The following is a 12,271-nucleotide window of genomic DNA, read 5'->3' as shown; positions in this document are numbered from 1 at the left end:
TCCTGTTCCTCCGCTAGGTACGGACATTGCTGACTGATTTTGCATGCCTTGCCCGCCGCGCGCAGTCGCGACATCTCCAAGTATGCAACTGTTTAACCATCCGTTAACCATACCTACTCATGATACTGCTCGTATGTGTGTTCGCGATGAGCTTGATCGGCATGGCGCAGCGTGGTTCCAGAGCGCCAGTTGGAGGGGATGAGGGCGTCCTGAGCTTTCCCTCACCGCTGGCACCAGACAAGGGAGCAACAGCTCTCGATCTGGTATATCAAGCGGCCGATGTCTTCCGCGATATGGAGAAGCACGCCCGCGAGACCGAAGCTCGTGCCCAATCACTTTGCACGAGCGCCTTAGAAAGATTGCGGCTGGCCGAAGTGCGAGCGGAAGCCGCGGAGCGGGCACAGCGTGAACTCACCGTCACCACCGAACGTAAGTTGCAGGATGCTTGCCGAGCGCTGGAGCAAGCCCAGTGCTGCATTGAAGCTCAGAAGGACAAGCTGACGGCCGTGGAGCTTCGCGCCCAAGTTGCGGAAGCCCAAGCGCGACAAGCCAAGGAAGCGCTCGCGCTCGTTGAAGAGGCCATTCGCAAGCGTCTGCTTTGCGCAAGCCCGCATGCCGATGGCACGTTGGCGGCGGTAGCCTGACCAATTGCGACTGCAATGGCTCACTGGTGCGCGGGCAGGCGCGGAGCGGGCGAACTCACCCTGCTGTGAGCCTGGCGGGAGCCAACGCATTCAGCATTTGAAATCGGGCGGGATGGGGTTCGGCCCAAAGAGGGGCCGGTGCAGCCTGAGAGGCTCATTTTCCTTACGGGACAACACGCTGCGTTACCCGCGCGCGCCAATTCCAATGACAGAGCCAAACGATAACGAACTATTAACCATGTTGGGATATCTGGAGAATTGGGCACTCGGGGCGCGTGTGCTGGCTTGCGGGCCAGCCGGTAGCGTAGGCGTGGACCCATGGCCCTTGACCCGGAAGAGCTCGTTACCCTGACAAATCACGGCTCGATGAAACTGCACGCGGCAGTATCGCGCGCGATGGCGTTGCTACCCAAGGAACGCAAGCGGACGACAATCGTCCGCGAGGGTGAACCGGCGATCCTGAATTTCGAGCAGATCAAAAACCTTGCGGCGCAGTGGCACGAACGGCTCGCGCCAATCGACTGACTAGTTTCGCTGTGCGGCCCCCGCGCCTCCCAAAGAGGCGGCGAGTGCACGGTCCCGTCGCCTTTCTGTAAGCATGAGCTTGATGCCGGTAGCCGCATGCGGATTACCGTTCGTTGCGACCGGCCTCCACGAGGGCTGCCGAGATTTCTCGCAGCGCCGACCGCCGTTGGGTCGTACCCGCGCGACGCTTGGCTTTCCGCTTCCCCGTTAAGATTTCATTAACCCTACGAGAGCAAGTCTTTTGGCCGGGGCCGGGCGGATCATTCGCAAGGAAAATCCCATGCCAAATCTGGAAGAGGCAATTCGCGAGCGCGCCTACCACCTCTGGGTCGCCGATGGTCAACCCGACGGAAAGGCGGAAGTCCATTGGATGCATGCTCAATACGAAATTCTCGCGGCGTCAGTTGCAAGCCCTGCCGCGGCTGACATTGCAGTGACAAAACCCGCCAGGAGGGCGCGATCCCCGAAAAAGCAAAACTCGCGCTGACTGGTCCAGCGCGAGGACCTGCGCCATTCGCAATCCGGTCGGCGGACTGCCGGTTGTCGTTCATCCAACGATGCGGGAATTGGCAGCCTCGCTAACCCAAACTTCTTCGAGAGGAACAGACAACAACACCTGGACTATTTGTTGGGGTGGCAGTTCAATTGGCATTGGTTGATCGAGCCGGTTTCTCGCACCATCCAGCGCCGAGAGCGACGAGCGCCGACCTGACCAGAGCCGATGGCAACCAGTGTCCGACGGGACCAGTGTCCGTAAGGCCAGCGTCAAAGAGGCCAGGGTCCAGAAGGCCAGCGTAAAGCGAGCATCAACCCTGCAGGCAGCCCGCCAAGTCTGCTCGCAGCCAAACTTGGCAAGACACAGCAAAGCTTTTGCTAACGAAGAACCTTTGAAGCGTTTGGGACCATCGGTCGCTCCGATGGTCCCTTCTCATTGTGTTGCCATTGGCGCGAGACATCGCGTGGCTGTCGCTTACGCGTTCACCACGCGATCGATGCGCGGAACGCTATTTGATCGTCGCGTGCACAGTGATTACCGACGTGCCGGAAGCCGTCGGGCCCTGACCCGTTGCTCTGACGGCAAAAGTATCGCTCCCCTTATATTTGGCCTTCGCCTTGTACTCGAACGTAGACAGGTTGAGCCTTTTCAGCTTGCCGTGTGACGGCTTTTGAGAGATGTCCGCGCTACTCAAGGTGCCGCGCATCTTGATTGGAAATTGGCAACTTCCACCGGACGTGAGGTCAATGTCGGCCGTCGAGTTCTCGCCCCAATCCGCTAGTGTCCCTGAGATTGAGCATTCAGAAGCGGCCCCCGCCCGAGATACGGACAGTAGGCTTGGACAGCTAGCAACAAGCGCCAACGCAGCGACCTTTGACAACTGCATGATAGGCTCTCCGCAGTGTTGTCAGTTTACGGACATCACTCCTTTGGCACCCCGGCTAGGCGGATGCCCTCGCAGATCTGCTCTCGTCCGGCGAGATATTTCGTATTGTCGCTTGCTTGGCTGACAAGCAAGCGCTTGGATCGAGCGCAAGTCCCACACTAGCAGTAACGTCGTGCAGAGAAAGCGGACGGCAGGGACTGCGCCTTCGGGACGCTTCAGCGCGGCGACAGGAACGGGATGATCATCGGCACCCGGCGGCAGTACGCGCCGTACGCATCCTCGCCGAGCTCCTTGGACAGAAACACCTCTTCCATCCGGCCCTTCTGCCACATGCCGAGCGAGATCAGGATGGCGCCGAGGATCGTCGTCACCAGGCCGATCGCAACGCCGGTCACCAGCATGCCGAAGATCAACCCGGTGTAGATCGGGTGCCGCACGAAACCGTAGGGTCCGGTATCGATGACGCGATGGTCTTCCTTGTGGGTGATGGTGTTGGACCAGAATTTTCCGAGATGCAGCCGGCCCCACCAGGCGAAGGCGATGCCGGCGACCGAGAGCAGCGCGGCGATGGCGATGCCGGTGTTGCCGAGCACCCAGAGGGGCTTTAAGCCCAGGATCTCCGCAATAAAAGGCGTGTACAGGATGCCGCCGACCAGGATCGGCAGGCGATATTGCTGCGACTCCAGCGTCATGACCTGCTTCTGCGTCCGTCCCTGCCAGAACGAGGCGCCGACCCAGCTGGCGAGAAAGGCGACCCAGATCAGGGCCAGAAGTTCGGTCGGCCAGGTCGTGGTCCAGCCACCCCAGGCCACGGAGAGAAGCTTGCTGAAATCGAAGGACATGAAGGTTCTTTGCGTTAGGCGGCGGCCTTAGCCCGCGCGCGAGGAGAGCGCGTGATGCTTGATGGCGCCGGAGGGCTGCTGGCCATTGCGGGCGAGCAGATGGGTGATGGTTTCACGCAGCACGGGTTCGATCGGGCGCGGCGAGTAGCCGAGCTCGGTGCGCGCCTTGCCGATCGAGAGGTCGCTTGCGGCCAGTGCGATGCGCACACCCTCGGCGGTGCCGTTGGGCGGCCGGCGCGTGATGCGATCGGAGATGGATTCGAGCATGATCGCGGACAGCTCGGCGATCTTGCCGGGCACGACGACCGGGAATTGCCGGCGGCCGCTCATTGCCGACATCATCCGCAGGATGTTGCCGAGCGGAACGCAATCGCCGCCGAGGATGTAGCGCTGGCCGAGGCGGCCGCGCTCCATGGTCAGCACGAGGCCCATCGCGACGTCGCGCACGTCGACGAGGTTGACCAGGAAGTTGAGATGCGGCTGCACCTTCTTCTGGAGGAAGTACCAGAGCATCGCCGTCGGCGGCGTCAGATTGTGGTCGGCAGCGCCGATCGGCATGGTCGGCGTGCCGATCACGAGCGGGAAGCCCGCGGCCGCGGCCTTCGCGGCGTGATGCTCGGCGAGCGACTTCGAGCGCGTGTAGGCGCCGGGCATCGCATCGGCCGGCTGCAGCGCCTCTTCGGCGGCAACGCCATTGAGGTCGGAATAGCGGAACAGGATCGATTCCGTCGAGCAGTGCAGGAAGCGCGAGACCCCGCGCTTCATCGCGGCTGCGAGCACGACCTCGGTGCCGCGGCAATTGACGTCGTGGAAGTCCTGCTTGTTGGCGACCCACATGCCGGGCAGGCCGGCGAGGTGATAGACCTGATCGACGCCCGCGACCGCCGCATCGACGGCGGCGGCGTCGAGCACCGAACCGTGCACATGTTCAACGTCGGCGTTCGCCGCGGCCGGCGGACGAACATCGAGAACCCGCACCCGCTGCCCACGGGCGCGGAGCGCTTCTACGAGATGATGTCCGATGAAGCCGCTGCCACCGGTAACCAGTACGAGAGCCATGCAGAAGGTTTGCTGTTTCGCTTCTAGAGCTATCGGGTTGAAAGGGAATTAGTCGGAACAGGCGCCAGAATCGCGGCAAGGTCGCGACGGAAGCCCAATGCAATGAATAATTTCGCCATGACAAACATCGGTCCAAGCAGGAAATGCGTGGGGTGGTCGACCATCGACGGCTGCCGTTCCTCGAAAACCTTGTGGCCCACGATCTGCGCCGCGACGCCAATGCCGATCAGCACCGCAAAAATCGACCACATCATGACGATCGAGACCTGATTGCCAATCGCGGTTGCGACCGAAAGCAGCACGACCATCGCGGCGAGGATGCCGAGCCCGACCCCGGCATCCAGCATCAGCCAGTACACCAGCACCGGCAGGGCCAGAATCACCGCAAGGCTCACCTCGATCCCGAAGACGGGGAAATGCACGAGGGTCAGCGGCAGCACGGCGCCGGTGAAGAGCAGGAGGATACCGACCACGTGCATCGCGCAGTTCCAGGGATCGCGATGATATTCGACGTAGTCGGCCAGTTGGCGTTGAAAATAACTGGCCATCTCGGTCTCGTGCAGCATGGGGTCGGGAAGGGCGAGAACAGGCTATAGCACCTGATAGGGCAGTGCACAAACCGGCCCGCGTGTCGCGCAAAGCATGGCTGTTGCGCTTCCGACAGGTCGCAAAACGGTCAGGACTTCAAGGGGTTCCGCCAGCTGCCGAAGCGCTCCCGCTCAGCGCTTCTTGGCGGGCTTTTTCGCCGCAGGTGCAGGCGCTGAGGCCGGATGCGCAGGCGCCTCCTCCGGCAGCTTGGCGTAGGTCAGGATTTGCAGTTGGCCGTTGGCGGCCGAGGTCGGCTTGGCCCGGTCGAGAAACTGCTCCTCGCCGAGGCCGATCGGATGCAGCCGCTTGGTCGAGATCTTGAACGTGTTCACCAGCACGTCACGGATCGCGTCGGCGCGGCGCTGGCTCAGGATGGCGTTGGCCTCGCGCGTCTTCGAATTTGATTCGACATGGCCGACGATCAGGAAGGTGTAGGGCAGCAGCGAGGAATGAACCAGCGCGTCCGCGATGCGGCCGACGGTCTGGTAGGAGGCGGGCTGGATGATCGGCGTGTCGGCGTCGAACTGGATTTGCGCGTTGAAGGCGGGCAGGCTGGCCAGGTCAGGCGCGATGAGCGGCCGGTTCACCGGACCGGGATCGTTCTTGATCCTGGCCTTGGCACGCTCCATCACCTGCTGCTTGAGCGCGGGAAGATCGACCTCGCCGGCCTGTTCGAAATGGTTGAGCTTGCCGACGATGTCGTCACGGGTCGGCGCCGCCGTCTGCGCGCTTGCTGCGCTCGCGAGCAGGGCCAGGCTGAGCGTGATGGCAATTCTGGACGCGCGCATCAGCGATACCCCGCGTCGTCGACGGCCTTCAGGCAGTTGTTGCTGATGCCCTTGGGCGTCGAGACCAGGCAGGGGATCGACTTGCTGGTCTCCTTGGTCGAGCCGCCGCAGACCTTGACGATCTCGCGCTGACAGGCGTTCGCCACCGTGACGCGCGCGGCGACGCGCTTCTGGATGGCGTCGAAGGCGCCGAGATAGTCGCTCGCGCACTGCTGGGAGAGCACGTCGCGGTTGCGCGACAGGCACTCCTTCAGGCGGGTCGAGTCCGGGTTGACGCCGCGGCAATTGGCGACGATTTCCGCACCGCAGCTCCTGGCCAGCAGCCCGATCGAATCGCCAAAGCTCATGGTCTCCGCCGCCGCAAGCGACGGCATCCCCAATGTCAGCAAGATCAGTGTGATGGAGCCCCGGACCATGGGTGCATCTGATACGGGGAAGTTCGCGGTGGTCAAGGGCTGTTCGGACCAGAACCGTCGAACGGTCGGTCAGTGCGGCGAACAGTCCTCACTCGGTGTCGGCGAGGGGAGGCCATTCGATCAGGGCGACCGTGTGTATGCTGAGGTCGTCGGCAAATTCAGGCTCGGCCTTGAGCTGGTCCAGCGTCCGCGGCGGGGGAAGCTGGCGGCCGTCCGCGATCAGCTCCTGCGCATAGAACGCGAGTGCCTCGGGCGCACTCTCCAGGGCCTCGTCGAGATCGTCGCCGCCGGAAATGCAGCCGGGCAGGTCGGGAAACCACAAGCTGACGGCGTCCGGGTCAGTGTCCTCGATGATGGCAACGTATTGAGCCATATCGGGCCTCAGGCCCGCTGCACAAAGCTGTCCACGACCTTCTTCTCGCCGGCCTTGTCGAAAGCGATGGTGAGCTTGTTGCCGTCGATCTTGGTGACGCGGCCATAGCCGAATTTCTGGTGGAAGACGCGGTCGGAGAGTGAGAATTCCGACGTCGTCCCGGTGGATTTCGCGACCAGCTCGCCCTCGATCGTCAGCGGACCGCGGCGGCGCGAGGAGAAGCTGCCGAAATCGGGTCCGGATGATGAGGAAGACGAGAATGTCGAGGCTTCTTCCTCGAAACCACCGCTTCTGTCGCCACCGCCGCTGCGGCCGCCACCGCGATTACGGTTGGCTTGGGCGCGCTGCCAGCCCGGCGTCGAATAGGTCGAGCCGAACGCCTCCATATCGTCGAAACGCGAGGCGCCATAGCCGCCGGTGCCGCCCCAGGCCGAGCCACCCTTGGATTCCGTGATCTCGACATTGGCGGCCGGCAATTCGTCGAGGAAGCGCGACGGGATCGTGGTCGACCAGGTGCCATGGATCCGGCGGTTGGTCGCGAAATAGATCATCGCGCGGCGCCGTGCCCTGGTCAGGCCGACATGGCCGAGCCGGCGCTCTTCTTCCAGCCCCGCGCGGCCCTGTTCGTCCAGCGTGCGCTGGCTCGGGAACAGGCCTTCTTCCCAGCCGGGCAGGAACACGTTGTCGAATTCGAGCCCCTTGGCCGAGTGCAGCGTCATCAGCGACACCGCGTCCTCGTCGGCGCCGCTGTCGCGGTCCATCACCAGGGAGATGTGCTCCAGAAACCCTTGCAGGTTCTCGAACTCCTCCATCGAGCGCACCAGCTCTTTCAGGTTCTCCAGCCGGCCCGCGGCGTCCGCCGAACGGTCCTTCTGCCACATCTCGGTATAGCCGCTCTCGTCGAGCACGATCTGGGCCAAGTCTGTGTGCGCGGTGACCTCGCGCTGGGCGCGCCAGCGGTCGAACTGGGCGACGACGTCGCGCAAGGACCCGCGCGCCTTCGGCTTCAGCTCGTCGGTCTCGACCACCGCGCGTGCCGCCTCGAACAGCGGAATGCGACGCTTGCGAGCGTGGTCGTGCAGCATCTGCACGGTGGCGTCGCCAAGGCCGCGCTTGGGCACGTTGACGATGCGCTCGAAGGCGAGGTCGTCGGCGGGCGAATTGATGACGCGCAGATAAGCCAGCGCGTCGCGGATTTCGGCGCGTTCGTAGAAGCGCGGACCGCCGATGACGCGATAGGGCAGGCCGAGCGTGACGAAGCGGTCTTCGAACTCGCGCATCTGGTAGGACGCGCGCACCAGGATCGCGACCTCGTTGAGCTTCTCGCCCTTGCGCTGGATCTGCTCGATCTCCTCGCCGATGCCGCGGGCTTCCTCTTCTGAATCCCACGAGCCCGTCACCGTGACCTTCTCGCCGTCATGGTCCTCGGTGCGCAGCGTTTTGCCGAGCCGGCCTTCGTTGTGCGCGATCAGATGCGAGGCGGCGGCGAGGATGTGGCCGGTCGAACGGTAATTGCGCTCGAGCCGGATCACTTTGGCGCCGGGGAAATCGTGGTCGAAGCGCAGGATGTTGTCGACCTCGGCGCCGCGCCAGCCATAGATCGACTGGTCGTCGTCGCCGACGCAGCAGATGTTCTTGGTGGGGCCCTTCTGCTCCGTCGCCCCGCTTGCGGGGAGAGGGTCGGGGTGAGGGGGAGTCTCGGCGAGCTCGGTGCTTGGAGAGTCCCCCTCACCCGCCGCGCTCTGGCGCGCAATTGCGCTGCCGAGCGCGTCGGCCTCTCCCCGCAAGCGGGGAGAGGCGAAGGACGGAGAGGCCGGCGCCTGCGACAGCAGCCGCAGCCACAGATACTGCGCGACGTTGGTGTCCTGATATTCGTCGACCAGGATGAATTTGAAGCGCTGCTGGTATTGCCGCAAGATATCCGGATGCTCGCGGAAGATGCGGATGTCTTCCAGCAGCAGATCGCCGAAATCGGCGGCGTTCAATATCTTCAGCCGCTCCTGGTAGCTCGCATAGAGCTTGCCGCCCTTGCCGTTGGCGAAGACGGCGGCTTCGCCCGACGGCACCTGCGACGGCGTCAGGCCGCGGTTCTTCCAGCCGTCGATCAGGCCGGCCAGCATGCGCGCCGGCCAGCGCTTGTCGTCGATGTTGTCGGCCTGCAGCAGCTGCTTGAGCAGACGAACCTGATCATCGGTGTCGAGCACGGTGAAGTTCGACTTGAGCTGCGCCAGCTCGGCATGGGTGCGCAGGATGCGGCCGCCGATGGAGTGGAAGGTGCCGAGCCACGGCATGCCTTCGACCGCGTGGCCGAGCATCTGGCCGAGCCGGTGCTTCATCTCGCGCGCGGCCTTGTTGGTGAAGGTCACCGACAGGATCTCGGCGGGGCGGGCGCGACCCTGGCTGAGGATGTGGGCGATGCGCGTGGTCAGCACACGCGTCTTGCCGGTGCCGGCGCCGGCCAGCACCAGAACCGGGCCGTCCAGCGTCTCCACGGCCTCGCGCTGCTCGGGATTGAGCCCCGACAGATATTTCGGGCCCACCGAGGCGCGCGCACGCGCGGCGATGCCGCCGGCCGCGGGCTGGTGGTCGGGGACGCTCTGGGACGTGATCTTGCTCGGCTCGGTCATGCGAATCATTTGGCCCCACGTTGGCACCGCGGGGTGGCGGGAGGGAGCCTTCTTAACAGGGATTGGTGCCTATATGGGGCGCCGGGGCGGGGTTTTCCACGTGCGCGGCGGGCCGATTTGTTCCAGCGAGAAGCGCGAATTTCACCGTTCTATGTGCCGGAACCATCGTTCCCGCGTCGAGATTGTCTGGGCAGGTGGCGCGGCCAGCCGCGCCGACGCAAGAACAGACATCAAGACGAGGATTTGACCATGCTAGGCTGGGTTGTGACGTTTCTGGTTATCGCACTGATCGCCGGCATTCTGGGCTTCGGCGGCATCGCCGGCGCCTCGATCGAGATCGCCAAGATCATCTTCTTCATCGCGGTCGTACTGTTCCTGGTCTCGGCCGTGGTTGGCTTGGCGCGCGGCCGCAACAGGGTATAGCGTATCAGTCCCTCATGGTGAGGAGCGCGAAGCGCGTCTCCCGGACGATGCTTCGCATAGCATAGAGAACCATGAGGCCCGACTGTGGCCTTGCATCCTTCGAGACGCCCGCTTCGCGGGCTCCTCAGGATGAGGCGTTGAAGTGGATCATGCACTACCGCTTCGGGGGCATCGCCACGTTCCGGCCGATGCCCTCGGGCCGCGGGACGGCGCTGTGGGCCTCGACGACGGCTGCAATGCGCTCGCGGATATCCGGCGGAAAGGCCGCCACCTTTCGCGATCCCATGTCGATGTGAAGCGACATGTTTTCCGAGGTCGCCGACAGCCAGCCTTCGGTCGCGTGCCGCAACTCCTGGAACGTGTGCAGCCGCTTGTCGTCGGCTTCGAGCAGCCAGACCGACACCTGCACGGGGTCGCCGAGGTGGATTTCGCGCAAATACCGCACATGGCATTCGGCAGTGAAGGTCGAGCCGCCCCGCTCCTTCATGTAGCCCGGCCCGATCCCGAGCTGTAACCACATCTGGTCGATCGCGCGGTCGAACATCACGTTGTAATAGGCCATGTTGAGGTGGCCGTTATAGTCGATCCATTGCGGCTCGATCTGCATGATCGAGGCGCGGAACGGTTCGGCAGCGGCGGTCTCCGGCATGTGTCCTTCCTGCTATGCGTCCGGTCGCTTGACTTGACCGGTGAGATGTCCTTTGCCACGGTTCTTCTGTCGGGAGGAATGTCCGTGGGTACGACCATCACCAATAATCCGCCGCGGCCGGAGCCGAAAGCCCTTGCAAGCGCGCTGGAGCAGCTTGCCGCACGCTTCGGCAACCGCCTCATCACCTCGCAGGCCGTGCGCGAGCAGCACGGCCATACCACCACATGGATCGTCAACCAGCCGCCTGATGGCGTGGTAATGGCGCAGGAGACCGCCGACATCCAGGACGTGGTGCGGATCTGTGCCAAAAACGGCGTCCCCGTCATTCCCTTCGGCACCGGCACCTCGCTCGAGGGCCAGGTCAATGCGCCGGCCGGCGGCATCTCGATCGACCTGCGCGACATGAACAAGGTGCTCGCGGTGCATGCCGAGGACCTCGACTGCGTGATCCAGCCCGGCGTCACCCGCAAGGCGCTGAACGAACATCTGCGCGACCAGGGCCTGTTCTTTCCGATCGACCCCGGCGCGGATGCTTCGCTCGGCGGCATGGCCTCGACCCGCGCCTCCGGCACCAACGCGGTGCGCTACGGCACCATGCGCGACAGCGTGCTGGCGCTGAAGGTGGTGCGCGGCGACGGCGAGATCATCACCACAGGCACGCGCGCCAAGAAATCATCCGCCGGCTACGACCTGACGCATCTGTTCGTCGGCGCCGAAGGCACGCTCGGCATCATCTCCGAACTGACCATTCGCCTGCGCGGCATCCCCGATACGATCGCGGCCGGCGCGGTATCGTTCGAGACCGTGCACGGGGCCTGTCAGGCCGTCATCCTGGCGATCCAGACCGGCATTCCCGTGGCGCGCATCGAACTGCTCAACGCCGCGCAGGTGAAAGCCTGCAATGCCTATTCGAAGCTGACGCTGCCGGAGACGCCGCTGCTGCTGATGGAATTCCACGGCAGCGAGGTCGAGGTTGGCGAGCAGTCCAAGGCCTTCGGCGAGATCGCAAAGGACTGCGGCGGCGGCGACTTCTCCTGGACCACCAAGCCGGAGGATCGCACGAAACTGTGGCAGGCGCGGCACGACGCTTATTGGTCGGTGAAGGCGCTGCGGCCCGGCGACAGCATCGGCGTGGTTGCAACCGACGTCTGCGTGCCGATCTCGCGGCTCGCCGATTGCGTCAGCGAGACCGAGGAAGACCTCAAGCGCCTCAATTTGCTGTCGCCGATCGTCGGCCATGTCGGCGACGGCAATTTCCACTGCTCGCTGGTCTGCGACACCAACGATGCCGCCGAGATGGCGCGCGGCGAGGAATTCATGCATCGCCTGGTCGAGCGCGCGCAGGCGATGGACGGCACCTGCACCGGCGAGCACGGCATCGGCCAGGGCAAGCAGAAATATCTCAAGGCGGAACTCGGCCCCGAAGCGCTCGACGCGATGCGGGCTTTGAAGAAAGCGCTCGATCCGCTCAACATCTTCAATCCCGGCAAGATTGTGCCGGAAGGCTAGCGTGGCCTGCCGCGTCGCGGTCGCGGAACTTTCGGCGGCCGCGCTGGTTCCAATTCCCGACAATTTCCGATGCCTTATTGGCGCGGCTTTGCGGGAGGATGCGATGTTGCGACCGATCGTTGGAATTGCCGTGATGGCGCTTGCCTGCATGCTGGCCGGTACGGCTCTGGGCAAGGGCGGGCACGGTGGCGGCCATGGTGGTGGGCACGGAGGCGGGCATGGCGGTGGCCATCACGGCGGTGGTGGTCATCACGGAGGTGGTCATCACGGCGGTGGCCATTTTGGCCATCATGGCTTCGGACACGCGCATGGCTTCGGGCATCATGGCGGGCGGTTCGCAGCGGGCGCCCGACGTGGTGGCCCGAACTTCGGTCAGATCCGCAATGCCGGCGTCCGTCCCGCGCATTTCCGCAATGCCTTCAACGCGCACTCCGCCGCCTTCCGCA

Annotated in this window: 14 protein-coding genes; 5 read left to right on the top strand and 9 right to left on the bottom strand. The window is 64.0% G+C overall.

Going from position 1 to position 12,271, the window contains the following annotated elements; genetic code table 11:
* Nucleotides 1–119: 119 nt before the first annotated feature.
* The 3 genes from NLM15_RS34855 to NLM15_RS34845 all read left to right on the top strand — a co-directional run bounded on the left by NLM15_RS34855 (nt 120) and on the right by NLM15_RS34845 (nt 1,656).
* A complete protein-coding gene (locus tag NLM15_RS34855; protein ID WP_254122442.1) occupies nt 120–644 on the top strand; it encodes a hypothetical protein in 525 nt (174 codons plus the stop codon).
* 318 nt (nt 645–962) lie between these two features.
* A complete protein-coding gene (locus NLM15_RS34850; RefSeq protein WP_254122441.1) occupies nt 963–1,169 on the top strand; it encodes a hypothetical protein in 207 nt (68 codons plus the stop codon).
* A gap of 280 nt (nt 1,170–1,449) precedes the next feature.
* The gene (locus tag NLM15_RS34845; RefSeq protein WP_254122440.1) at nt 1,450–1,656 is read left to right on the top strand and encodes a DUF2934 domain-containing protein; all 207 of its coding nucleotides are present in this window, start codon (nt 1,450–1,452) and stop codon (nt 1,654–1,656) included.
* A 1,110-nt stretch (nt 1,657–2,766) separates the two neighbouring features.
* Here the strand turns inward: NLM15_RS34845 and NLM15_RS34840 are convergent.
* From NLM15_RS34840 to NLM15_RS34810, 7 genes are all read right to left on the bottom strand, one after another.
* Nucleotides 2,767–3,393, bottom strand: coding sequence for an isoprenylcysteine carboxylmethyltransferase family protein (locus NLM15_RS34840; protein WP_254122439.1), 627 nt, complete (start codon nt 3,391–3,393; stop codon nt 2,767–2,769).
* Nucleotides 3,394–3,420: 27 nt separating this feature from the next.
* Nucleotides 3,421–4,452, bottom strand: a complete 1,032-nt coding sequence (locus tag NLM15_RS34835; protein WP_254122438.1) for an NAD-dependent epimerase/dehydratase family protein — start codon at nt 4,450–4,452, stop codon at nt 3,421–3,423.
* A 29-nt stretch (nt 4,453–4,481) separates the two neighbouring features.
* On the bottom strand, nt 4,482–5,018 hold the full coding sequence (locus NLM15_RS34830; protein WP_254122437.1) for a DUF962 domain-containing protein: 537 nt from the start codon (nt 5,016–5,018) through the stop codon (nt 4,482–4,484).
* 153 nt (nt 5,019–5,171) lie between these two features.
* Entirely contained in the window at nt 5,172–5,828 is a 657-nt protein-coding gene (locus tag NLM15_RS34825; RefSeq protein ID WP_254122436.1) for an OmpA family protein, read from the bottom strand.
* Nucleotides 5,828–6,244, bottom strand: coding sequence for a hypothetical protein (locus NLM15_RS34820; RefSeq protein ID WP_254122435.1), 417 nt, complete (start codon nt 6,242–6,244; stop codon nt 5,828–5,830). Before NLM15_RS34820 ends, NLM15_RS34825 begins: the two co-directional genes overlap by 1 nt.
* An 88-nt stretch (nt 6,245–6,332) precedes the next feature.
* Complete coding sequence (locus tag NLM15_RS34815) at nt 6,333–6,617, bottom strand: type II toxin-antitoxin system HicB family antitoxin (protein ID WP_254122434.1); 285 nt, start codon at nt 6,615–6,617, stop codon at nt 6,333–6,335.
* A gap of 8 nt (nt 6,618–6,625) precedes the next feature.
* Nucleotides 6,626–9,253, bottom strand: a complete 2,628-nt coding sequence (locus NLM15_RS34810; RefSeq protein ID WP_254122433.1) for an ATP-dependent helicase — start codon at nt 9,251–9,253, stop codon at nt 6,626–6,628.
* 240 nt (nt 9,254–9,493) lie between these two features.
* Between NLM15_RS34810 and NLM15_RS34805 the strand changes: the two genes are divergently transcribed.
* The gene (locus tag NLM15_RS34805) at nt 9,494–9,667 is read left to right on the top strand and encodes a DUF1328 domain-containing protein (RefSeq protein WP_018319670.1); all 174 of its coding nucleotides are present in this window, start codon (nt 9,494–9,496) and stop codon (nt 9,665–9,667) included.
* A gap of 154 nt (nt 9,668–9,821) precedes the next feature.
* Here NLM15_RS34805 and NLM15_RS34800 read toward each other — a convergent pair whose 3' ends face one another.
* The gene (locus tag NLM15_RS34800; RefSeq protein ID WP_254122432.1) at nt 9,822–10,316 is read right to left on the bottom strand and encodes a thioesterase family protein; all 495 of its coding nucleotides are present in this window, start codon (nt 10,314–10,316) and stop codon (nt 9,822–9,824) included.
* Between the two features lie 84 nt (nt 10,317–10,400).
* Between NLM15_RS34800 and NLM15_RS34795 the strand changes: the two genes are divergently transcribed.
* A complete protein-coding gene (locus NLM15_RS34795; RefSeq protein WP_254122431.1) occupies nt 10,401–11,825 on the top strand; it encodes an FAD-binding oxidoreductase in 1,425 nt (474 codons plus the stop codon).
* Here NLM15_RS34795 and NLM15_RS34790 read toward each other — a convergent pair.
* Complete coding sequence (locus NLM15_RS34790) at nt 11,794–12,255, bottom strand: hypothetical protein (protein WP_254122430.1); 462 nt, start codon at nt 12,253–12,255, stop codon at nt 11,794–11,796. The two genes, NLM15_RS34795 and NLM15_RS34790, sit on opposite strands and share 32 nt — an antisense overlap.
* Nucleotides 12,256–12,271 lie beyond the last annotated feature (16 nt).

It is taken from the genome of Bradyrhizobium sp. CCGB20 (assembly GCF_024199855.1).
GTDB lineage: Bacteria > Pseudomonadota > Alphaproteobacteria > Rhizobiales > Xanthobacteraceae > Bradyrhizobium.
Note: the sequence above shows the minus strand (reverse complement) of the source record. Positions and strands in the feature narration are given on the sequence as shown.